This window comes from Gordonia terrae (genome assembly GCF_051789125.1).
GTDB classification, from domain to species: domain Bacteria; phylum Actinomycetota; class Actinomycetes; order Mycobacteriales; family Mycobacteriaceae; genus Gordonia; species Gordonia terrae_A.
This window is the reverse complement of record NZ_CP196526.1, coordinates 1,086,456-1,111,317: the sequence shown is the minus strand read 5'-3', so window position 1 is coordinate 1,111,317 and position 24,862 is coordinate 1,086,456. Positions and strand designations below refer to the sequence as shown.

Genomic DNA, 24,862 nt, shown 5'->3' with positions numbered 1-24,862 from the left:
CGGCCGGTGGGGTTCGATCACCATTCCTCCTCGATTCTGCGGGCTATCCGCGCCAACACCTCGGGCCGTCCCAGGTCCGCATGCGCCGCGTCGACCGCCATCACCTCGACGCCCGGTCCGCCCCCGACGACATCCACCCATCGTTGGGGAGTCGGATTGTCCTCGGCGGCAACGTAGACGATCTCATCGGCGACGACCGGCCGGAGATCGTAGGCACGGGCAGCGGCGGCGAGCGCGGCCGACCGGTCCTCGAAGCGCCGCACCGCGTGCGGGTCGGAACGTTCGGCCAGCGCGCGCAGCGGGTGGTCGCCGACGCGCAGTTCGTCGTCGCCCACGGTCGCGAGCTCGGCGGGGGTACGGGCGTCGAGCAGAATCAATTGGGCGACACGCGCTCCCTGATCGACCAGTTGACGGGCGATCTCGTGCGCCAGCAACCCGCCCACCGACCATCCGACCAGACGGTAGGGACCCTTCGGTTGCGTACGCCGGATCGCCTCGACGTGGAGGGCGGCGACGTCCTCGACGGTCCGCGGCATCTCCCGGTCGGCGAGCACGAGTTCGGGCAACTGCAATCCGAACACCGACGCCGTTCGCAGCGAGTCGCCGAGGGGGCGAAGGGGTTCGGCGAGACCGGTCGCGGTGTGCACACACCACACCGTCGTGGCGCCGGTGCCGGCCGTCGAGCTCGCCGGTGACAGCGGTACCACCCGATGGTCGGCACCGGCGGACACCGAAGACGTCAGGAGTCCGGCGATGTCGGCCGGGGTGCGGTGGGTGAACAGGTCGGCGCCGGCCACGATCCGGCCGGTGCGGCGCTCGAGTTCGTCGCGCAGTTGCAGCAGTGCGAGCGAGTTCCCGCCCGCGGCGAAGAAGTCGTCGTCCATGCCGACCCGGGCACCGCGGTCCGTCGGATCCCCGGTGTCCACGAGATCGCCGGTCCCCGCGGTCTCCCCCAGGACGGCGCGGAAGGCGTCGAGAACTGCTGCCTCCAAAGGGGTTTCCGGGTCGCGCGCCGACTCCGACCACACCGGCTCCGGCAGACGCTTCTCGTCGATCTTGCCCGCCCCGCTCCGCGGCAGGTCGGTCATCTCGACGATGCGACTGGGCACCATGTGCCGCGGCAACCGCGCGCGGCACGCCGCGGTCAGATCCTCGATCGATGTCGTCGGCGACACCACGTAGGAGACGAGGGCGGCTCCGGCCGGCCCCTGGCGGAGCACCGTCGCGCTGCGCTGTGCCCCCGCCCGGACGAGGACGGCATCGATCTCGGCAGGCTCGACGCGCTGCCCCCGGACCTTGACCTGACGGTCGGCGCGGCCGATGTAGACCAGCTGTCCCGTCTCGCGGTCCCATCGCACGAGGTCGCCGGTCCGGTACCGGCGCTTCCCGTCGGCGCAGGCGACGAATGTCGCCGCGGTGAGCGCCGGATCTCCGAGATAGCCCCGGGCGACACCGGTCCCGGCGATGTAGAGCTCGCCGACGACGCCCGGTGGGACATGGCGCAGCTGCGGATCGAGCACCTCGGCACCGATGCCGGGGCGCGGGTGTCCGAGGCGGATCGGTTCGCCGCGGCGGAAGGCGCTGGTGGAGACCGTCACCGTCGTCTCGGTGGGCCCGTAGATGTTGAGGACCTGCGCATGGTCGGCCCATGCCGCCGCGAGGTCCTCGGCGAGTGCTTCGCCGCCGATGTAGACCAGCCGCAGCGAGCCGATCCCGGCCGGTTGCAGGGTGCGCATCACCGACGGGGTCGCGGTGAACACGCTGACGGCGGTTCGGTCCAGGAAACGGGTGAGCTCGGTGCCGCCCGCGATCGCGGCGGGCACGACCACCAGGGTCGCGCCTGCGGCCAGCGGCAGGAGCATGTCGTGCAGCGTGGCGTCGAAGCCGGGACTGATCGCCATGCCGACCCGGTCGGACGGTTCGACGTCACCGAGCGACGCCACCCGATGGACACCGCGATGGGTGACGCCGACGATGTTCGGAGTGCCGGTGGTACCCGAGGTGGTGATGATGTAGGCCAGCGAGTCCCGTGACACGGTCGTGACCGGTTCCGGCACAACCGGTTCCGAAGGCTCACCGGGAATGTCCGCTTCGGTGATCACGCTCGCGCGCGCTCCGGCGACGACGTGGTCGATCCGCGCGCTGGGGTACGTGACGTCGACCGGCACACACACCCCGCCGATGCGGCTGACCGCCCAGATCGCGACGACCGACTCGATCGACCTCGGGACCACGACGGCCACGGCGTCCCCGACGCCGAGCCCCCGCGCCCGCAAGGTCCGGGCGGTGACCGAGATCCAGGCGTCGAGCCTGCGGTAGGTGAGGGTGCGCACGCCGTCGGCGATCGCGGGCCTGTCCGGGTACGCCGCGACCGCCTCCGCGAAGAGCTCGGCGAGTAGCGGTTCGGCGCCCGTCGGCGGCGTGGCCCGCGCACGGTCGGTGACGAAACGCCGCTCGGCACCCGTGAGGGGTTCGACCGCAGCCACGCGCCGGCCGGGGTCACCGGTCATCGCGTCGAGTGCGGCCACCAGACGCTCACCGAGGCCGCGGATCACGCTGTCGTCGAACAGTTCCCGGGCGTGGTGGAGCTGCAGTCGCCAGCCGTCGCCGTCCGGCACCGCGACGACGTGCAGGTCGAACTCGCTCCGCGGCGTCATCCAGTCGACCGTGTCACCCTCGACGACGCCCGGGCCCTGGGTCGTCGGGCTGGGCGAAACCGGGCCCGCAGGCACCGGCGTCTGGGCGACCGAGAACGCGACCTGCACGAGCGGATGACGACCTGGCATCCGCGGCGGGTCGACGAGCGCGACCACGTCGTCGAAGGCGATCGCGGCGTGATCGAGCGCGGCGAGGTCGTCGTCCCGGACGCGCGCGATGAACTCGCCGACGGTGATGCCTGCGACGATCCTGGTACGCAGTACGACGGTCGAGATGAGCATGCCCACCGTGCGGGCGGTGTCGGTGTCGCGGCGCATCGATGCCGGGGTGGCGAGCGCGATGTCGTCGGAGCCGGACTGGGCCGCGAGGGCCAGGACCGTGGCGGCGTGCAAGACGTGGAACTCACTGGCCTGCGCGCGGCGGGCGGCCGCGGAGATCGCCTGGGCCGCAGCACCGCGTACCGGGTACTCGGTCACCACGGTGCGGAGATCCCGGGCAGCGGGGCGGCGCTGCGCGAGGTCGAGTTCCCCGCTGTAACCGTCGAGCGAGCGCCGCCAGTGGTCGAGCAGCTGCGGACGCGACCGCTCCTCCTCGGCGACCATCCGACGGGCGACAACCTCGAAATCGAGCGGGGCGGAATCGAGTTCGTGCCCCGCGAGCAGTGATCGGAGCTCGCTTCCGACGATGGCGGCGGACTCCCCGTCCATCGCTATGTGATGGGCGACGAGAACGACGGCGACCGGGATCGCCTCGCCGGCAGCGGGATCGTCGAACACCATCCAGACCCGGACCGGCGGATCGCCGGTCAGGTCGAAGGGCACCGACAGCGCGGCGATGCCGCCCGGCCGGGCCAGATCGGCCCCGCTCACGCGCCGCACCTGCGGGCTCCAACCGTCGACGACGACCTGCCGGGGCCCCGCGGGTGTGGCGAGGTAGCGGGTGCGCAGCGCCGAGTGCCGCGCGACGAGACTCCGCACAGCGGTCTCGATCTCGGCTTCGGCGACTCCTGCCGGCACCGGGACCGCGACGGGGACCGCGTAGATCGGTACCTCGCCGAGCATCTGTGCGCCGACCCACATCCGGCGCTGCGTGGGTGCCAGCGGTTCACCGGCCCCGACCGACGCGGTCTCGACGGATTCGGCGGCTCTCGTCACGTCGGCTGTGGTTCCGTCTGCTGTGGTTCCGTCGGCTGCGGTGGGTGCGTCGGCCTCGGGTTCGAGGTCGTGCACCGCCCGCGCGAGTGCGGCGGGGGTGGAGTTCTCGAACAGCAGTCGGGTCGGTATCCGGCGGTCCAGGCGCCGCCCGAGGGCAGAGGTGACGCGGGTGGCCGACAGCGAGGTCCCACCCAGGATGAAGAAGTCGTCGTCGGGTGCGACAGCGGGTTCGGGCAGTTCGAGGACCTCGGTCATGATCGCGGTGATCGCGGGGACGAGGGAGGCCCACTCGGCCGGGTCCGCGGCCGGATCGGTCGACTCCGGGGACGGATGGCCGGACGTCTCGATCGAGGTGGCGTGGCCCGGCAGTGCGGGGAAGGGGCGTTCGGTGTCTTCACCCACGGCCGTCAGCATCGCGCGGAAATCGTCGAGCAGGGCCTGCGCGACGTCGGAGGGGATGTGGCCGGAGTGCACGACGGTGATGTGCAGTTCGTCGTCGTGTTCGGCGAGCACCACCTCGACGTCGAACTTCGCGTCGACGGTCGCTGTCACCTCCGGCACGAGCGTCGCCACGGGTCCCGAGAGCGCAACCTCGCCCGAGGACTGCGGCACGACGTCCTGGTTCACCAGGAGCACCGAGATCAGCGGGTCTCCGCCCTCACGGGCGCCGGGGCGGACCGTGCGGGCGACGTCCTCGTAGGGGACATCGCTGTGGGGTTGGGCGGCGAGCGCGACATCGCGCGTCTGCTCGACGACGTCGCGGATCGGCGCGTCGGGACGCAACCGGGTGCGCAGGGCGACGGTGTTGACGAACATGCCGACCACGGATTCCCATTCGGGGGCGTGACGACCGTGCACCGGCACGCCGATCACGGTGTCCCACTCCCCCGTCCACTGTCCGACGACGGCGGCGAGGGCGGCGTGGGCCACCTGGAAGACCGTCGCCGACAGGGTCTTCGCGGCCTGGTGCAGCGGTCCGGTCCCGTCCACCGAAGCCGAGATCCGGCCCGTCTCTCCGGTCGGATCGACGTCCCGGCGCCCCGGGAGCCGAACGGGGTCGGGTGCGCCGGCCAGGGTCGTGGTCCAGAACCGCAGTTCGCGCGCGTACCTGCTGCCGGGATCGGACGGGTCACCCAGGCGCGCGATCTGCCACTGCGTGAAGTCGGCGTAGGTGAACGCCTCGTCGGCGGGTACCGACAACCGCTCGCCGTCGTAGGCGCGGATGAGGTCGGCCAGCAGTACTCGGATGGACCAGCCGTCGATCGCGATGTGATGCAGCACCGCCGCAAGGTGCGTGTCCGGCGCCTCGGCGGAGTCGAGTTCGAAGACCGTTGCGCGGAAACCGGTCTCGTTCTCCAGGTCGAACGGCCGCCGCAGGTACTCGAGCACCTGCCGCCGGAGTCCGTCGGACCCGGCCGCGGCGTCGACGACCCGATGCCGCAGCACGGGACTGCGGTGTTCGATCCGGCGCTGGACCGGACCGTCCGGCGAGTCCGGATAGACGGTGCGGAGTACCGCGTGGGCGGCGACGACCTCGTCGACGGCCTTGCGCAGGCGGGCGAGGTCGACCCGGCCGGTGATGCGCAGCACCACCGGGACGTGATAGGCGGTCGACCGTGGATCGAAGTGGTGATGAATCCACATGCGGCGCTGCGGGTATGCGAGCGGGAGGTGTTCGGGGACGGGGAGCCTCGCCGGCGCCGGTGACGAATCCTGTTCCCGCGTGGACGCATCCGCGAGCATCTCGTCGACCCGCTGCGCGACCCGCGCCACCGTTCGGGCCTCGAACAGCGTGCGTACGCCGATGGCGGATCCGGTGGCCGAGGACAACCGGGACGTCACCTGCGTCGCCGACAGCGATGTACCGCCCTCGGCGAAGAAGTCCGAGTCGGCGCCCATCGATTCGATCGGCCGCTCGAGCACCTCGGCCCACGCCGCGGCCACGAGCTCCTCGGTGGCCCCCGACAGCGGTCGTCTCACCTCGGTGCCCGAACCGATTGCCATACCGGCGAACTCGGGGTCGGGTAGCGCGGCCACGTCGATCTTGCCGTTACGTCCGGTCGGCAGCGCCGTGACCGGCACGAACGCACTCGGGATCATGCTGCGCGGCAACAGGTGTGCCAACTGGCCGGGAAGTTCCGCGAGGGCCCCGTTCCCGGCGGCCGACCCGTCGTGGTCGATGCCACCGGACTCGAGAACCACCCACGACACGAGGATCTTCTCGCCCGCGGGTGTGGTCCTGGCAGCCGTCACCGAAGTCGCGACCCCCGGCAGGCCGGAGAGCGCGGCGTCGACCTCCGCGGGCTCGAGGCGAACGCCACGGATCTTCACCTGGTCGTCGGTGCGGCCGTGGATGACGAAGGTGCCGTCGCCACGCCGGTGGACCAGGTCACCCGTCCGGTACATCCGACGCCCGGCGCCGGTGGGATCGGCGACGAAGGCCCGGGCGGTGGTCGCGGGATCGTCGAGATACCCGCGCGCCAGGCAGTTCCCGGCGAGGTACAGCTCACCGACGGTGTGGTCGGGAACCGGGCGGAGCGCACGGTCGAGCACGTGCATGACGACGCCCGACAGCGGATGTCCGATGTGGACGGTGCCGTCGAATGCGGCTCCGCCCTGCGCATACCGTGCGCTGCCCGCCGCGACGGTCGCCTCGGTCGGGCCGTACTCGTTGCTCAGGGTGTGCAGCCGGGTCCACTCGCGTACCAGTCCGGCACCCAACGGCTCACCGCCGACCGCGACGTGCCGGACTCGGCGCAGCTCGTCGGGATCCACCGTGGCCAGCACCGACGGTGTCGTCAGCAACACGGTCACCCGCTCCTCGTCGACCTCCGCGGCGAGCTCGTCGGCGGCGATGACATCGGGCGGGCACAGCACGATGGTCGCGCCGGCCAGCAGCGGCGGGACCACTCCCATCAGATGGGCGTCGAAACCCGTTGCATAGGTGTGCATCACCCGATCCGACGGTTCGAGTCGGAGGCGTTCGGCAGTGTCTCGTGCCCACCCCGCCAAGCCGCGATGGGTGACCTCGACCCCCTTCGGCACACCCGTCGTACCGGAGGTGAAGGTGATGTAGGCGACGTCGTCGGGCGACACCGGGCGCACCCGCTCGGCGGGATCGAACCCTTCCACGCGAGCCGCGGATTCGTCAGGCGCGCCGAGCAATTCGCCGAGATCCAGGACCGGGATGCCCGGCTCCATCCCCGCCTCGGACACCCCGGCCAGGGCGAGCACCGCACGAGGCCGGCACCGGTCGATGATCATCCGGCGACGTTCCGCCGGATCGGCGGGATCCAGGTTGACGAACGCCGCCCCGGCGCGTGCAACCGCCGTCGTGGCGATGACGCCGAACACCGAGCGCGGCAGCAGGGCCACGACCACGTCTCCCGGACCGATCCCCAACTCGATCAGCGCACGCGCCGCGACCGTCGAGAGCCGGTCGAGCCCGGCGTTGTCGACGGCCGGCCCGTGCCCCGGGATCCGGTACCGACGGTCGATGATCGCCGGCGCGTTCGGGCGCACTCCCAGACCCGCGGTCAGCAGGACGTCCAGCGTCTCGACGCGTTGGCCTGCGACGGGACCGGTATCGGCGACGCGAATCGTCCCGACTGCGTCCGGCCCCGCGGGCGCCAGTACCTCGACCGTCGGCCGGGTCGGCTCCGCGACGCCGCGCCTCAGGGTCTCGACGACCAGGTCGCACAGCGCGTCGAGCCGCGCCGCACCCGCCACGTTGTCGGTGCAGGCCATCGTCAGGTGCAGCTGCCCGTTCCGGCGGTACATCGAGACGTCGATTCCGAACAGGGGCACCCCGAACGACAGCGGCACCCCCGACAGCGACATCCCGGACGACGACATCCCGGACGGCGACATCCCGGACAGCGACATCGCAGAAGACGGCTCGTAGGTGGGATCGCCATCGGCGAGGGCGGCCCCGACGACATCGTCGGGAACAGCGCCGAAAGACACCTCGAACAGCGGCGCGCCCGCACCCACGCGGCCCGGGTCGGCGATGTCGGTGATCTCGGTCAGAGGCAGGTCGGCGTGCTCGAACGCACCGAGGTCGACCGCGGTGACCGCCGCAACCAGATCGCCGAACGGGAGGTCGAGATCGATCGGTGTGTGCAGTGGGACCGCACGTGCGAAGAGTCCGGGCACAGCGAGGAGTCGTGGGTCGATCCGCCCCGACAGCGCGGTACCGATGGTGACGACGTCGGCGTCGGCCTGCCGCGCCAGCACCGCGGCGAGCGCGGTGTGCGCGACGATGAACGGAGTGCTGCGCAGGGCCGGAGCCAGGTCGTCGAGCGCCTTGGTCGCCACGCCGTCGAGGGAGCGATGCGCCCGGTGCACGGTGACGGCGGAATCGACACCGGCGGAGTCGGTGCCGGCCGAGCCGATGTCGCCGGCCGCCTGGAGGTTCACCTCCGGCAGACGCAGGCGTTCGACGGGACGGGTGAAGGCTGCGGTCCAGTGGGCGACGAGATCGCCGCGGGTGGCGGCGAGGGTCGCCTGCCGCCAGACCGAATAGCGCCGATAGTCGACATCACCGGGCGGCGGCAGGGTGTCGGCGAGCGCCTGGTCGAACTCCGTGGCCAGGATCGGGAAGGTCTCGCCGTCGACCGCGATGTGATGGGCGACGACGAGCAGCCAGGTCTGCGTGCCGACCTCACAGAGCCGGACGCGCCACGGCAGAGTCGCGGTGAGGTCGATCGGGACGAGGAGCGCGTCGAGCTCGGCCGCGAGGGCTTCGCGCGTCGACGCCGACACCTCGACGGCCAATTCGGCGTCGAGGTGGGCGCTGACGGCGTCGACGTCCCAGCGGTGCTGCACCGGTTGCGCGCCCCGCATCGGGAAACCGGTGCGAAGAGCGTCGTGGCGGGTCACGATCTCGCGCAGTGCGCGGCGGATGTCGTGGACCGGCGCGTCGACCGGCATCGCGAACGGCATCAGGTACCCGGTGAACTCCGGCTGCGTCCGCCACCGCAGCCACAGATCCATCTGCTCGGGTGTCAGCGGGAGGTCGACGGGGATCTGGGTATCGTCCGGCGTCGATGCGAGGGTCGGGACACTCGCCCCGGAGGAATCGTCCGCGGGGAGCACCCGTGCCGCGAGACCCTCGACCGTCGGCGCATCGAAGACATCGGCGACCGTGACGCGGAGCCCCATCCCCGCGAGCGTCGCCGCGAGGCGGGCCGCCGACAGCGATGTGCCGCCTGCGGCAAAGAAATCGGTGTCCGCGCCCGGTGCCGCGGGGTCCGTTCCGGTGACCGATGCCATCGCCGCCGCCACCGCCCGCTCGGTCGCGGTGAGAGTCCTCGTCGACGACGCGGGGAGGTCGGCGAGCGTCGCGAGGAGACGACCACGATCCAGTTTGCCGGTGGAGGTTCTCGGCCAACCGTCGACGATGGCGAGCCGCGCGGGGATCATGTGCGCGGGAAGACGTTCGGCGCATGCCGCCAGGATCGCGTCCTCGCTCAGGGCGTCGAGGACGTCGAAGTCGGCGAGTCCGTCCTCGGTGACGAACGCGAGCAGCCGTTCCTCACCCGGGCGCGCCCGGGGCTCGACCAGCACCCGGGCGTCGCCGACACCGGGGATGCTCCTGAGCACCGTTCCGACCTCACCGAGTTCGATGCGATAACCCCGGATCTGGACCTGGTCGTCGTTGCGCCCGAGATAGATCAGGCGGCCGGGGGCGATCTCGCGGACGCGGTCACCCGTGCGGTACATACGCCGCCCCGACCCGGCCGGGTCCGCGACGAATCGGGTCGCGGTGAGCCCGAGGGCGTTGTGATACCCCAGCGCGACCTGCTCGGCGACCACGTACAGCTCGCCGACGGCACCGGTCGGGACCGGCCGAAGGTACCGGTCCAGCACCACCGCGTCGCAACCGTCGAGCGGGGCGCCGATGTGGCTGCGCTCGTCGTCGACATCGACGTCGACGGCGGTGAGGTGGACCGTCGTCTCGGTGATCCCGTACATGTTGATCAGCCGGACCTGCGGATGGTCCGCGGCCCACATGCGTAACGTGCCGGGCGACAACGCCTCTCCGCCGAAGACGACCGTCCGCAGGGACCGCAGCGCCGATGCCGGCCCCGTCGCTCGCACGGTCGGATCGATGAGGGTCGCGAAGGCGGTGGGTGTCTGGGAGCAGATGGTGACCCCGTGCCGCTCGATCGACGACGCCAGCAGCCCAGGGTCGCGCACCGTCGCCAGATCCATGTCGACGACGGTGCCACCGGAAGCCAACGCCCCCAGTATCTCCCAGACGGAGAAGTCGAACGCATACGAATGAACCCGGCTCCACACGTCGTCCGCAGTCGCCCCGACGACGTCCAACGCCGCCCCGAGCATCGCCGCCAGGTTCGCCCGCGTCACGAGCACGGCCTTCGGAACGCCCGTGGACCCGGAGGTGTGGATCACGTAGGCCCCACCGGGAACGGTCTGCGCGACACCGAGTCCCACCCCGCGCGAGATCACCGGGCCGGCTTCGATGACCGCGGCCGGCGAGGTGGCGGCGAATTGCAGGTCGATCCGCGAGCGCGGACTGTCCGGGTCCATCGGCACGTAGACCGCGTCGGCGACGAGCGTCGCCACGATTGCCACCACGGTGTCGGTGCCGCTCCCGGTGAGCAGCGCCACCCGGTCGCCGGGTCGCACTCCGGTGTCACGGAGTTCGCGTGCGAGGCCCTCGGCGCGGTCGAGGAGCTCACGGTAGTTCAGTCGCTCCGCACCGGCGACCACTGCGATCGCCTCCGGCCGCCGACGGGCATGGTCCCGCAGGGCCTCGATCGGGTCGATCGGCGCGGTTCGCCGGGTGTCCCGGGCCACGGATACGCGGGCGGAGACCGGGCTGCACCGGGCGATGATCGTGTCCGGCGCCACCGATCCCAGTGCGGCGACGGTGTCGACGAAACGGTCGAGAAGCGAGTCGGCGGCGGCCACGTCGACGCGTTGCTCGGCGATCGCGAGCGTGACGGTGAGCGCGTCCTGCTCGTCGATCACCGTCAACTCGAGGGCGGTGCGCGCCTGATGGGTCGGGAGCGGCTCCGCGGCGGCGAACACCTCCGACCTCGTCAGGTCCGGCCGGGTGGCGTGATAGGCGAAGATGACGTCGGCGAGACCTGTGGGACCGGCATCCGCGTGAGCGGTCGCCGTCGTGAGGTCGGCCCCGACCTTTGCGAGGGCGTCGATGACACGGCTGCTGCGGACGTCGACGGCCCGCACGGGCACCGTCTCGACGAACATGCCGACCGGGTGCAGCTCCTCGGTGGTGAACCGGCCGGACACCGGCATGGACAGCAGGATGTCGTCGGTGTCGGCGTACTCCCCCAGGGTGGATGAGAGTGCCACGCAGAGAAGGGTGTTCAGGGTCGTACCGGCCTCGCGAGCCCGGGCGGCGGCGTTGTCGCGGACGTCTCGTCCGATGCGCCGATGCCGGTAGACCGCGGGTCCGGCGGTGAGGCCGGTGTGCGTGCGGACGGCGGGTTCCGGGAGTGGGATGCCGGTGGGGGCGCCGCGCATCGTCCGCGCCCAGAAGACCTCGGCCACCGGGTTCGCCCCCTGCCGGCGCGAGTCGAGCATCGCGCTGACGCTCACGGCCTCGGTCGACCAGACCGGCTCGTCGCCGTCGCGCCGTGCTCGTATCGCGGTGGCGAAGTCCTCGACCACGATGTGCAGGGACCACTCGTCGATCGCGATGTGGTGGGCGACGAGGACGACCTCGGTGCGCTCGCCCGACTCGTCGACGACCGCACGCCACGGAGCGTCCACCGTGAGGTCGAAGGGCGCCGACATGGCCAGCTCGGTTCCTCCGGAATCGAGTGTGGCGCCGGTGATCGGCGCGGCGGCCCGCGCTTCGACAACCCCGCGGACGTGCGCCACGGGTTCCCCGTCGACATCCGGGTACACCGTGCGCAGGGCTTCGTGCCTGGCGGCCACGTCGATCAGGGCCGCACGGACGGCGTCGGCCGCGATGCCCTCGGCGAGGGTGAGTCGGACCGCGAGGTGATAGACGGTGGCATTCTTGTCGGCGCGGTTGAGGAGCCAGATCTGCTGCTGCGCGCGGGTGGGACGGTAGCGGACCACACCGGACGCCGAGACACTGCGCGGGGCTGCCGATTCGATGACCGCGGTGAGCTCCGCGAGGGTCGTGACGTCGGCGAGGTCGCGGACGTTCACCACGACGCGCAGCGTCTCGCCGAGGTGCGTGGCCAACTGCATGAAGCCCAGCGACGTGGCCCCCAGCTGGACCAGCTCATCGTCCAGCGACGGCTGCCGAACTCCGAGGACGTTCGTCACGGCATCGGCCACCGCCCGTTCGGTGGCGGTCGACGGTTGCCGGTGAGCGGCGCGTGCCTCGGGGGCGTCCCTGATGAGCGCGGCGGCGGCCGCGCGGTCGACTCCGCCGGAGGCGTCGAGCGGCAGCGAGTCCAGCATGGCCACCCGCCGCGGCCACAGAACGGTGGGCAGCTCGGCGTCGACCCGGCGCCGGACCGACGCGCGAATCCGTTGCGGACCCGGGTGTTCCGATGTCGAACCGTGCTCTGCACTCGCCCGCACGATGCCGACGTTGATCTCTCCGCCTTCGACGACCGACACCGCGCGCGCGACTCCCGCCACCTCGGCGGCCGCCCGCTCGAGAACGGCCAGGTCGACACGGATGCCGTCGACCGTCACCACCTCACCTGCGCGGTGGTCGACGACCAGAACCCCGCTACCCGGGTCCCGATGACCGCGATCCCCGGTGGCGACCATGCGCTCACCGGGACGCCACGGGCACGCGACGAACACGGCGGCGGTCCGTCCGGCCTCGCCGGCGAAACCCTGCGCCGACAGGGAACCGGCCACGTAGACGTCGCCGGTGACTCCGGCGGGGAGCGGACGCATCCGGTGATCGAGGATCGCGAGGTCGACTCCCGGGCGCGGTGCGCCACCGGGCAGGGGGCGATCGAGCGGGGTGTCCGGGGCGATCCGGTCCGACGCCGTGTACGGCCCCAGCGCTGCACGCGGGCAGTAGGGAGCACGCACGTCCCGGCCGAACGCGAGTTTCACGACCGGGGCCGGCGCGGGGTCGGACCCGACGATCAGCACGTTCGGCGCCAGAGCCGACAGGGCATCGTCGTGCAGCTGTCCGGGCGTGACGACGGCATGTGTGGCGAGCTCGATGGACTGGTCCACCAACCGGAATCCGTGAGCGGCACACGCTGCGAATTCGAGGTGCTCGGCCCAGGATCCGAGGGGCGCGATCCCGGCGAGTCGCCCATAACCGGGTCCCGAGGTCGCATCGGCGAAGACGCCGTCGGCTATCAGGGTCGCGACCGCCCGCTGCGGAACCGCGATCATCGAACCCCTGGCCGTGGGACCGGCCGGTTGCGCCACGAGACAGGCGATGTCGTCCTCACGTGGACGGTGGACGTCGAGATCCGGTGCCATGGACCCGATCTCGTGGAGCGAGTAGGACCCTTCCGCGCGGGTCACGGCCGGGGTGTCGTCGTCGACGATGACGAGCGTCGGGCTCGCCGCGGGCGGCGTGGCCATCGGTGGTGCATCCGGATCGGTCAGGATCGTGGCGGCACCGCTCTCCGCGATCGCCCACCATGCGAGCATGCGGTCGGTACGAGATCGGAGCGCGACGGCGACAGCGGTGCCCGGCCGGGCTCCGAGGGCGCGCAGGCGTACCCCCAGATCGCGTGCACGGGCATGCATCTGATCGAAGGTCGCCGCGACCGCCCCGCCGGTGGCGGCAGCCGGCTCGTGCCGATGGCGTGCGACCGCCGTCGCGAGCGCCTCGGGTACGGAAAGCGCTTGTGCGTGACCACTCTCCGGATTCGGCATGGCAGCGGGGGTGTCGACGAGAAGGGCCAGGTCGTCGACGCGGGTGTCCGGCGAGTCCAGCAGCGCGGCGGTGAAGGTGTCGAGCATCGACAGGAACTGACGGTGATGCTCGGCGACCTCGGCGGCGTCGTAACGGTGAGGATTGGCCTCGACCCCGATCATCAGCGACGCCTGGTGATCCTCGCCGGGGACCGGGTAGATGTTGATGGTCAGGTCGTCGGCCGGCCCGACGGTGAGGATGTGGAAGGTGGCTGTTGCCTCGCCACAGGGGAATTCGCGGTCGAAGAGCATCAGGTTGAGCATCGGTCCGGATCGTTCCTGCGCCGCGGTGCGCGGGATCCGGCCGCTGGTCTCGTCGGCGGCGACATCGTCCCAGATGTCCTCGCCGCGGAATCGCTGGTGACGCAACGCCCCCATGAGTGCGGTCTGCGTCGTGCGCAGGGCATCGGAGACGGTGGCGTCGCCCGTCACGCGGGTCCGCAGTGGCACGATGTTCGCCACCGGGAGCGGAGTCGATCGGAGCGCCGCGGTCGTGCGTGCGGCCACGGGGAATTGGAAGATGACCTCGTCGCCCTGGGCCGCGGCGCGGCCGAGGTATGCGGCGAAGGCGGCGACGATCACGTTCGGCAGGATCGTCGACTGCCGCTGCGCGACCTCGCGGAGCGCGGCCATGGTCCGGTCGGGCACCTGGGCCGCGACGCGTCGGGCCACCGCAGCCGGACGGCCCGGACGATGCGCGAGGGTCGCGGCCACGCCGACACCCGCCATGTTCTCCCGCCAGTAGGCGCGGTCGGTGCCGAAGCGTGAGGATTCGCGGTACTGCGCGTCGGCACGGGCCGGGAGATCCAGGTCGACCGGCTTCTGCGGCGGCGCGGGCTCCCCCGTGACCGCGGCATGGTAGGCCGCGAGCGCCTCGACCATCCGGTCCTTGCCACCCATGCCGTCCGACAGGAGGTGGTGGCCGCGGTTGTAGACGAGCGATCTGTCGTCGGAGAGCCGGAAGAGGCATCCTCGGGCGGTGCGGTCGACACGGGGGTCGAGGGGACGCGAATAGTCCTGCGCCATCATCTCCTCGGCGACCGCCCGCGGATCGGGCCGGTCGCGGAGGTCGATGATGTCGGCCCAGTAGTGCAGTGCGGGGTCGTACACCCCGACGAGTCCGTCCTCGGTCTCGTCGAACCGCAACTGGGTGAACAGTGCCCGCTGAACCGCCACGCTCGTCGCGCGGACGAAGAGTTCGACGTCGATCGGGCCGTCGAGTTCGACGTACTGCGCGACGTTGATCGGCACGTCGGGGGCGGCCTGCTGGGTGAACCACAGCGAACGCTGAGCCGCACTCAGTGCGAACCGGCGGGCAGCGCCGGGTGTGGAGGTGCCGGGAGTCGAGGATTCGCTCATGCGCGCCATCCGTCACTCGCCGGTCGGGTGGACCGCGACCTCATGGACCAGGCCGGCCGTCTGTTCCCCCCGGTCCCCGAATTGACATCCTGACCCATCGATTCGTCCGCGCGCGAGCTCCCGACTCGCACCGGACCGGTGAACAGGAAAAGGACATGCGTCGTCCACATGAACGAAACGTCGGCGCCGAGGAAATCAACGCCTTGCCTCACCACTCACCATGTGCCGTCCTCTTGTCCGCCCACCGGTTGTTCCGTCGGTACCGCGTTCTCGGGTATCCGCCCTATCCGGTATCACCCGGGTTCCGGCCACCGCCCGCACGGCGTCCCGCATTCTTCGAAATACGCTTCACCAGCACGAACAGCAGTTTTGCTGCACCATCGTCACACTGGTGATTCTCGTGAATACCGTTGCGCGCCGAGCGGGATACCAAGAGCCTATGGGACGGCTAGTCGACCCACAACTCGGGGCGCGGGACACCGTTCCGACCATTTAACCGACCGGAGGAAATGCATTCGGGACGCGTCGGCGAAATCGTCGAATACACATAAAGCCGAGGGTCCGAATTCACGGTCTCGGACCACCGTCGAACTTTTGTGAATGTCCCGGAATTGCGCATGACCGCACCTGCCGGGGATTCGGTGGTCGAGTCGTCGGCATATACGAAACGGCGGCCCGGATGGGCCGCCGTTTCGATGAGGAGAGAGGTGGGTCAGCTCCCGAAGATGTCGCGCAGATGCTCGACCTCGGTGACGCGCTCGGCGTGGGTCGGCGCGGTGGGCGAGGCGAGGATGCACGTGACCCCCGCTTCGCGGAATGCGGCGACGCGCTCGGCGACCTCCGACTTGGACCCGATCAGCGACATCGCGTTCACGAGATCCTCGGGGACCGCCGCGGCGGCCTCGACCTTCTTGCCGTCGAGGTACAGGTCCTGGATGAGCTTGGCCTCGTCGGCGTACCCGTACCGGATGGCCAGCTGGTTGTAGAAGTTCTTGCCGCGGGCGCCCATTCCGCCGATGTAGAGCGCGGCGTGATGGCGGACGAGCTGCTTGGCGTTGTCGATCTGCTCGGCGTCGTCGGAGATCCGTGCGGTGGACTGCACGACGATGCCGAGTTCGCCCAGCGACGGATCGCGCTTGGCCCGGCCCGCCGCGAGCGGCTCACCGAAGGCCGCGTCGATCTGCTCGGGGTGGAACAGGATCGGCTGGAGTTCGTCGAACATCTCCGCGGCCAGCTCGATGTTCTTGGGCCCGATGGCGGCGAGGAGGAGCGGGATGTTGTCGCGCACAGGGTGGTTGATGATCTTCAGCGACTTGCCGAGTCCGGAGCCACCGTGCTCCTCGTCGAGCGGCAGCGTGTAGTGCTTGCCCTGGTAGTTGAGCTTCTCGCGTCGCCACACCATTCGGCAGATCTCGGCGTGCTCACGTGCGCGACCCAGCGGATAGTCGTACTTGACGCCGTGGAAGCCCTCGATCACCTGCGGACCGGACGCGCCGATGCCCAGCACGGCACGCCCGCCGCTGATGTAGTCGAGACCGGCCGCCGTCATCGCCAGATTGGTGGGGGTACGCGAGTACATCGGCAGGATCGCCGTCTGCAGCTCCATCGTCTCGGTCTTCGCCGCGATGTAGCCGAGCTGGGAGACGGCGTCGAAACTGTAGGCCTCCGGTACCGCGATGCGCTCGACACCGGCGGCCTCGAAGTCGGCGAGATTGTTGATGGTCTCGCGGAAGTCGCCCGCGTAGTTGATCGGCATGCCCAGCTTCATCGATGTCATGACGTCGGATTCTTCCACAGAGGAGCTCGGTTGCCGAGGGGTCTGCTGAACGTACGATAGCCTCCCTGCCCACGGGCGGGTCGGCGACGGAACTGCGCCAGGATTTTGGGGATTCCGGACCCCAGCCCCGACAATCGTTGCCATGAGCGGCGAGATGCTGATCCTGGTGCTGTTGGTGATCACGGCCCTCGGCTTCGACTTCACCAACGGCTTCCACGACACCGGCAACGCGATGGCCACCTCGATCGCGACGGGCGCGCTCCGACCCAAGGTCGCCGTGGGCATCTCGGCGGTCCTGAACCTGGTCGGCGCCTTCCTGTCCGTCGAGGTCGCGGCGACGATCACCAAGGACGTCCTCGACATCCAGCAGACGTCCGGGCCCGATGCCGGCGAACTCGTCGCCGGACTGTCGGCGACGACGGCGCTGCTGATCATCTTCGCGGGTCTGATCGGCGGAATCCTGTGGAATCTGGTCACGTGGCTGTTCGGCTTGCCGTCGTCGTCGTCGCATGCCCTGTTTGGCGGTCTCATCGGGTCGGGCCTGGCCGCCATCGGCGTCGACGGCATCAACTGGTCCGGGATCACGTCGAAGATCCTGATCCCCGCACTGCTCGCGCCGGTGATCGCGTGCATCGTCGCCGCATGCGGAACCTGGCTGGTCCTGGTGATCACGCGGCGGATCGCCGACGGCGCCAAGGAGGGCGGTTTCCGCTACGGGCAGGTCGCGACCGCGTCGCTGGTCTCACTCGCCCACGGCACCGGCGACGCGCAGAAGACGATGGGCGTGATCGCGATGGCCCTCATCGCGACCGGTCACCTCGACGCCTCGAGCGTCAGCCACGGACTCCCGTTCTGGGTGGTGTTCAGCTGTGCGGCGGCGATCGCGATAGGCACCTACCTCGGCGGCTGGCGGATCATCCGAACCCTCGGCAAGGGGCTCGTGGAGATCACCGCCCCGCAGGGGATGGCGGCAGAGGCGTCGTCGGCAGCCATCATCCTGACTTCCAGCGCGGCCGGCATGGCGCTGTCGACCACCCAGGTGGCCACGGGATCGATCCTGGGGTCGGGACTCGGACGCAAGGGCGCCCACGTCCGCTGGTCGGTCGCGAGCCGGATGGGCGTCGCCTGGGTGACCACGCTGCCGGCGGCCGGAGCCGTCGGAGCCGTCTGTTACTACCTCGCGCACCTCTTCGGCGACGTCACCGGTTCGGTGATCATCTTCGCCCTGCTGATCGTGGCGTCGGGCTACATGTACTGGCGGGCCCAGCGCACCAAGGTCGACCACGAGAACGTCAACGATGCCTGGGAGGGGGATGCCTGGGAGGGAGACGCCTGGGAGGGAGACGCCTGGGACGAAGGCGCCTGGGACAAAGGCGCCGAGACCACACTGCCCGTCCCGCCGACCATCCCCGCGGAGATCATCGAACGCGATCCCGAGAGGACCATCTGACGTGGAGACCGTCGAAGCGATCGGCAAGGTCCTGGTCGTCGGACTATTATTGGGAGCCGGCCTGCCCGCGCTCTTCGCCGTCGGACTCCGCCTGCAGACCCTCGGGTCCGGTGGCGAGAACGCCGACGAGACCCCGCAGGACCCGCACCCCGCGCTGAAGACCCTGGCGTATGTGATCTTCGGCGTCGTCATCCTGGTGGTCCTCACCGGAATCCTCTGGATCACGCGACAGACGATCTTCTACTACACGGGGTTCAAGATCTTCCCCTTCGGATACAAGTGAGGCCGCCCGTGGACCGTCCGACGTTCCTGCAGAGGATCGTGGACTGGTTGCGTGCCGGCTACCCGGACGGCGTCCCGCAGGGCGACTACATCCCGCTCGTCGCGCTGCTGCGCCGCCAGCTGACCGAGGACGAGGTGGAGCGGGTGTCGCTCGAACTGGCGCAGGAGTCCCCGCCCCCGCCCGAGCCCATCTCCAAGATCGACGCCGCGGTCAAGATCACCCGCTACACCCAGGAACTGCCCCACGAAGACGACATCGCGCGCGTGCGCGACCATCTGGCGTCGCGCGGGTGGCCGTTCGACGACGACGGCCGGGAGCCGTCCTGAAGGTCCTCCGCGCGCTGCCACTGCCCGCCACACCTGCGGTCGTCGACCGTCTCGACGACGTCCGGGCGATCCTCGACGGGTCGTCGGCGTATGCCCCCGTCCCCGAGTCAGACCGCGCCGCAACCGAACTCGTCACCGCGCTGGGTGTCGGGGCATCCATCGACGACGCGTTCTCACTCGTCATCTCGACATCCGGATCGACCGGCACACCCAAGGGCGCCCAGCACACGCCGTCGACCCTCGCGGCGTCGGCGCACTCGACCGCGCGGCGCCTCGGCGGCCCGGGCAACTGGTTGCTGGCCCTCGCCCCGCACCACATCGCCGGACTCCAGGTGTTGCTGCGCGCGCTCGCCGCCGGGCACACCCCGGCCATCCTCGACCTGGACGACGGATTCGACCCGTCGTCGTACGCACGCGCCGTCGGTGATCTCGACGGCCCGCGGCGATACACGTCCCTGGTCCCGACCCAGCTCGTCAAAGTCCTCGACGATGCCGGCGCCACCGCGGCCTCTCGCGGTCTCGACGCGATCCTCGTCGGCGGCGCGGCGACCCCGAAACCTCTGCAGGACAGGGCACTCGCCGAGGGCCTGCCCATCGTCGCGACCTACGGCATGAGCGAGACCGCCGGCGGGTGTGTCTACGACGGCACCCCCCTCGACGGCGTCGAGGTCCGCATCGTCGACGCCGCACCCGACGGCGTGGGGCGTGTGATGCTCGGCGGGCCCGTCGTCGCACACGGGTACCGGAACCGGCTCGACCATCCCGCCTTCGCCGAGCCCGGATGGTTCCGCACCGATGATCTCGGCGTCCTCGACGACGCCGGCACGCTCACCATCGTCGGACGGGCCGACGAGGCCATCTCCACCGGCGGGCTCACCGTCGTCCCGCAGGTGGTCGAGGCCGTGATCGTCGACGACCCGGCAGTCGCCGAATGCGTCGTCGTGGGTCTGCCCGATCCGCGCCTGGGTGAGAAGGTCGTCGCCTTCGTCGTCGTTCGTCCCGGAGAACGTCTGGACCCCAACCGGATTCGCGGTTCGGTGACCGAACGCCTCGACCGGTACGCCGCCCCGCGGGAGGTCGTCGAACTCGACGCGCTCCCCCTGCGCGGTCCCGGCAAGTACGACCGCCGGGCCCTGCGGGACAGGTTCGGCTCGGCGACGTAGGGGTTGCTGCCCCCGATGTCGCACTTCGTGTCGCCGCCCGTCACGAAGTGCGACACCTACTCCCCGCCTGCAGGCTGCTGGCGCCGTGGCAGGATCGACGCGTGGCTACCCCAACGCAGTGGATTCAGGGCGCTCGTCCGCGCACGCTCCCCAACGCGGTCGCCCCGGTCGTGGCCGGGGTCGGCGCATCGCTGCACTCCGGCGACATCTCGTGGTGGAAGGCCGTGCTGGCGCTCTTGGTCGCGATGGCCTTCATCATCGGCGTGAACTTCGCCAACGACTACTCCGACGGCGTGCGCGGCACCGACGACGACCGGGTCGGCCCGATGCGACTCGTCGGATCGGGAGCGGCGTCACCGAATTCGGTCAAGATCGCGGCGTTCCTGTGTTTCGGGATCGGCGCGGTGTGCGGACTGGTGCTGGCGATCGCGACGGCGTGGTGGCTGGTCCTGGTCGGGGCGATCTGCATCGCAGGCGCGTGGTTCTACACCGGAGGTAAGCGGCCCTACGGGTACGCCGGGTGGGGCGAGGTCGCGGTGTTCACCTTCTTCGGGCTGGTGGCGGTGCTCGGCACGCAGTTCGTCGCCTCGGGCCGGGTCGACTGGGTCGGGCTGGCATGCGCCGTCGGCGTCGGCGCGATCTCGAGCAGCGTCCTGGTCGTCAACAACCTGCGAGACATCCCCAGTGACACCGAGTCCGGCAAGATCACCCTCGCGGTCCGACTCGGCGATGCACGCACCCGCACCCTGTTCGCGGTGTTGCTGCTGACCCCCCTCGTGATGAGCGTCGCCCTGGCGTTCGCCACCCCCTGGGCGTTGCTCGCCCTGCTGACGTTCCCGTTGCTGTGGCAGGCCTACGCGCCGGTCCGGACCGGCGCCGTCGGGCCCGGCCTGATCGCGTCGATCGGTTCGACCGGAAAGGCGATGCTGGCGTGGGCGTTGGTCACCGCGGTGACCTTGGCGCTCTCCTGACACGACCGTGCCCGCCCCACGGATCGTCGTGGGGCGGGCACGTCTGAGGTTCGACGACCCGAGTCAGACCTGGGCGTCGACCTCCGGGAGGGTCGCCCAGAGCGCGGCCCGGAGTTCGTCGGCGGTGGTGACCGATTCGATCAGCGCCCGCGACGGTTCGTCGGCGGTGTCGATGATCCCGAGCAGGAGGTACTCGGCGCGCAGGCGCCGGTCTCCTCGGTCGCGTGCGATCTCCATCGCCCGGCCGAACGCGTCACGCGTCTCGCTCGCGAAGCGCGGGCGGAACCCGCGTCCGCGCGGTCCGCGTCGACCCCGTCCGGGTTCCCACGGGCCGCCTTCGCCGGCGAACGGCCCGCCTGCCATGGGTCCGCCCGGGCCGAAGGGTCCCGGCCCGAAGCCCTGACCCCAGGGAGCGGCGTTCGCGGCACCGAATTCGGCCGGGCCGCACTCGGGACGCGGTCCGCGGCCACGGTGCGGTCCATGACCGTGCCCGTGACCGCGCCCATGGCCACGTCGACCGCGGCCGCGGGGCCCTCGCTCGGGCCGTTCTCCCCAGCCGTCGGACAGATCCTCGCCGAAGCGACCGCGGACGGCCTCGCGGACCTTGTCGAGGTCGATGCCGATGCTGCGCAGGGCTTCTCGATCCTCTTCGTATCGGCGGCGTCCCGACTCGTCGTCGGCGGACGATCCGGACTCTTCGGTGTCGGCGTGTTCCTCGTGGTACGTACGCACCACTTCTCTCGCCGGGGCCAGGGTCAGCCCCTGGTCGGCGAGGAACGTGAACAACGGGCTCCGGGCGTTGCAGAGCATGCCCAGGAGCAGGTGGTCGTTGCCCAGCTGCCGGTGACCCAGGTCGCCGGCCTCCTGCGTGGCGAATGCCAGCAGCATCTTGTCGTCGCGACTGATTCGCTCAAACATCGGTGTCTCCTCTCGGCCCACTCTCGCGGGCCTCACGTTGTGAGTGCTTCTGATGCACGGCCTGCCGGCTGATCTGCAGCACTTCTGCGATCGCCTGCCAGCTCCACCCATGGGCACGGGCGTTGGCCACCTGCACGTCTTCGAGCCGGTCGGCCAGCGTGCGCAGCGCACGGACCGCAGCCAGGCCCCGTCCGGGATCGCTGCTCGCAGCTGCTCCCGCCAGGTCGGCGCTCGATGCGTCGGGTGCGGTGTCGGTGTTCTGGTCGTCGTGCATGCTGTCAGGTTATGTTGACGACGAGGGGTTGTCAATATTTCTTGACAACAGAGACGTGCACGAGCCCGGCCAGAGCCTGGATCACTCGTTCTGGATCGACTCGCTGATGTTCATCCGCGCCGCACGCACGGCCGGGACGAAGGCGCCGATGAGACAGAGAGCCACGGCGATGGCGACGAAGAGCAGCGCCGACGGGCGTGGCGAGTAGATGACGGTCAGCGAGGTCGTGATGGTGAGGATCTGATTGCTCAACAGATGCATGGTCGCGCCCAGGACGACGCCCACCGCGGAACCGATCAGGGCGACCGCACCCGCTTCGGCGAGCACCATGCGGGACACGAACTTGCGCGACGCACCCATGGCCCGCAGCACACCCAGCTCGCGGCGGCGCTCGATGACCGAGAGCAGCAGCGTGTTCAGGAGTGCGATCGCGGCCGCACCGGCGACGATCCACTGGATCGCCACCGTGAACGCGCCCGCCTGCTCGACGGTCGCCTGGGTCGCGGCGAGCGCCTCGGCCCCGCTGTACACACGGATCGGTTTGTTCCCGGTGGTCGTCACGTCCTCGACCGCGGACTCGAGTTGCCCGCGGATCTGCTCGGCGTCCGCATCGGGGGCGGTGATCACCTGCAGGTACGTGTCGCCCTCGCGCCCGAACCAGTCCCCGAGCAGCTGCTGCGACATCGCGGCGACACCGGAATCCAGCGATACATAGTCGACGGTGTCGCGCACCACCGTCTGACGCGGACCGCTGGGCGTGGCGAGCTCGACCGTGTCACCCGTACCGACCCCGAGGACGCGGGCGAGGACGTTGGACAGCAGAATCCCGTCGCCGGCGAGTACCTGTGCCACCGCTTCCGGAGATGCCTTCCGCATGAACGGCGCGCGCGAATCCGGCTCGAGCCCCTGCACATTCGCCTTGCTCTCGCCGATGTTGACGGCGGCCCACTGCCCGCCGACCACCTCGGTGACACCGGGGATGGTGGCCACCCGTTCGGCAACCGCCTGCGGCAGGAGGGGGCCGAGCGGCAGGCTCGCCGCCGAGGTCGACGACACGTAGAAGTCCGGATCCCCCAGGCCGTCGAGCGATTTCGACATCGACGACACCAGATTGTCGAGCGCACCCGACGTCCCCATGCCGACGGCGATCGCCACGGCCACGGTCATGAGCGTCGCCCATGCTCGCCGCGGTGCGCGTTCGGTGTTGACCGACGCGAGCCGTCCCGGCCCGGCGAACCAGCGGGCGACCCGGACGACCAACCACGACAACGGCTTCGACAGCGCGAAGCAGACGAGCAGCGCGCCGACGAGGTAGAAGACACCGGCGAGGATGGCGGGCCTACCGGGCACCGTCGCGACGATCACCCACGACGCGACGAGCCCGGCGACACCGAGTATCGCGGCGATGACGACGGCGGGACCCCGGCGCGGCGCCGCGTCGGACACCTCGACCGGTGCCATCGCCTCGACCGGTGACACCGAGAACACCGAGCGCGCCGCGAGGGTCGTCGCCGCGACACACGCGATCACGCACGCGAGGACTGCGACCACCGGCGCGTAACCGGGGAGGTGGTAGTTGATGACCGTGCCCACCGAGTCGGCCGGCGGGTCGGGCAGGCTGCTGATCACCGCTCGGCCCGCGAGGATTCCGAGCGGGACACCCACGACTCCACCGACCAGACCCATCAGCGCGGCCTCACCCAGCATGTCGCCGACGAGGTGCGATCGCCGAGCACCCAGCGCACGGATCATCGCCAGGGACTTGCGACGCGATGCGACCGCCATGTTCATGGTGTTGAAGACCAGGAACGCCGCGATGACCAGGGACACCAGCGAGACCAGCAGGGTCGCATCTCGCGTGACCGAACTCGCGACCTCGGCCTGCTTGGCCCGGAAGTCCGGGTCGACCACCACCGCGCGGCCCGCGACGATGGACTCCACCCGTGACCGCACCGCGGACACATCCGCGCCGGGATCGGTGACGATGAGGATCGAATCGAGCCGTCCGTCGAGCCGCAGCAGCCGTTGCGCGAGGTCGACATAGGCGAAGACGAAACGCCCGTTGTTGAGCGCGGCCGCCTGCTCGTTGTCGATGACCTCGAGCACCTCGACGTCGACGCCGTCGATGGCCAACTTCTGCCCGCGCTCGAGGCCGAGGCCGGGACCCACCAGCACGCCGTTGCGCAACCGGTCGATATCGACGGCCGCCGACTGGCCTTGTTGCCCCGACTGCTCCTGTTGGACCGCGGCTCGCAGACTGCCCGACAGTGCGGTGACGCGCTGATCCGAACCCAGAAGCGGGACCGACGAGCCGTCGACGACCACGGACCCCCGGACCATCGGCACGACGGCCTTCGCATCGTCGACATCGCGACGGATCTGACCGGCCAGTGCCTCATCGACTCCGGTGTCGGTGATCCCCGCGACCTCGATGTCGGCGGTACCCGACACCGCACTGTTGAACTCGCGCACCGATTCCGAGGTCGACCCGTAGGTCCCCAGGACCGCGACCAACAGGGCCGACGACACGATCACGACCGCCAGCGACGTGAACAGACGCAACCGGTGGGTGCGGATCTCGCGGAGGTTGAGCAGACGGATGCGCGTGACACCGGCGCCCAGGGCTTCGACTCGCCTCGTCGCTCCGCTCCGCACCGGC

At 70.5% G+C, this 24,862-nt stretch carries 10 protein-coding genes; 5 read left to right on the top strand and 5 right to left on the bottom strand.

The genetic code is table 11. The features are described from left to right. Window positions 1-17: 17 nt before the first annotated feature. Window positions 18-15,041 (bottom strand): amino acid adenylation domain-containing protein, encoded by a 15,024-nt coding sequence (locus ACSUZC_RS05050; protein ID WP_439031805.1) that lies wholly within the window; start codon window positions 15,039-15,041, stop codon window positions 18-20. A 712-nt stretch (window positions 15,042-15,753) separates the two neighbouring features. Then, on the bottom strand, window positions 15,754-16,818 hold the full coding sequence (locus tag ACSUZC_RS05045; RefSeq protein WP_439031804.1) for an LLM class F420-dependent oxidoreductase: 1,065 nt from the start codon (window positions 16,816-16,818) through the stop codon (window positions 15,754-15,756). 142 nt (window positions 16,819-16,960) lie between these two features. Here ACSUZC_RS05045 and ACSUZC_RS05040 point away from each other — a divergent pair, with 142 nt between their 5' ends. The 5 genes from ACSUZC_RS05040 to ACSUZC_RS05020 all read left to right on the top strand — a co-directional run bounded on the left by ACSUZC_RS05040 (window position 16,961) and on the right by ACSUZC_RS05020 (window position 21,011). Next, a complete protein-coding gene (locus ACSUZC_RS05040; RefSeq protein ID WP_439031803.1) occupies window positions 16,961-18,268 on the top strand; it encodes an inorganic phosphate transporter in 1,308 nt (435 codons plus the stop codon). Between the two features lies 1 nt (window position 18,269). Continuing rightward, window positions 18,270-18,551, top strand: coding sequence for a hypothetical protein (locus ACSUZC_RS05035; RefSeq protein WP_439031802.1), 282 nt, complete (start codon window positions 18,270-18,272; stop codon window positions 18,549-18,551). 8 nt (window positions 18,552-18,559) lie between these two features. Further along, on the top strand, window positions 18,560-18,877 hold the full coding sequence (locus ACSUZC_RS05030) for a DUF3349 domain-containing protein (protein ID WP_439031801.1): 318 nt from the start codon (window positions 18,560-18,562) through the stop codon (window positions 18,875-18,877). Further along, entirely contained in the window at window positions 18,874-20,040 is a 1,167-nt protein-coding gene (menE, locus tag ACSUZC_RS05025; protein WP_439032993.1) for an o-succinylbenzoate--CoA ligase, read from the top strand. Before ACSUZC_RS05030 ends, menE begins: the two co-directional genes overlap by 4 nt. A 101-nt stretch (window positions 20,041-20,141) precedes the next feature. Further along, complete coding sequence (locus ACSUZC_RS05020) at window positions 20,142-21,011, top strand: 1,4-dihydroxy-2-naphthoate polyprenyltransferase (RefSeq protein ID WP_439031800.1); 870 nt, start codon at window positions 20,142-20,144, stop codon at window positions 21,009-21,011. Between the two features lie 63 nt (window positions 21,012-21,074). Here ACSUZC_RS05020 and ACSUZC_RS05015 read toward each other — a convergent pair whose 3' ends face one another. The 3 genes from ACSUZC_RS05015 to ACSUZC_RS05005 all read right to left on the bottom strand — a co-directional run bounded on the left by ACSUZC_RS05015 (window position 21,075) and on the right by ACSUZC_RS05005 (window position 24,858). Then, on the bottom strand, window positions 21,075-21,929 hold the full coding sequence (locus ACSUZC_RS05015) for a Clp protease N-terminal domain-containing protein (protein ID WP_439031799.1): 855 nt from the start codon (window positions 21,927-21,929) through the stop codon (window positions 21,075-21,077). Further along, a complete protein-coding gene (locus tag ACSUZC_RS05010) occupies window positions 21,922-22,203 on the bottom strand; it encodes a helix-turn-helix domain-containing protein (RefSeq protein WP_439031798.1) in 282 nt (93 codons plus the stop codon). Before ACSUZC_RS05010 ends, ACSUZC_RS05015 begins: the two co-directional genes overlap by 8 nt. An 81-nt stretch (window positions 22,204-22,284) precedes the next feature. Further along, entirely contained in the window at window positions 22,285-24,858 is a 2,574-nt protein-coding gene (locus tag ACSUZC_RS05005) for an FtsX-like permease family protein (protein ID WP_439031797.1), read from the bottom strand. Window positions 24,859-24,862: the final 4 nt, after the last annotated feature.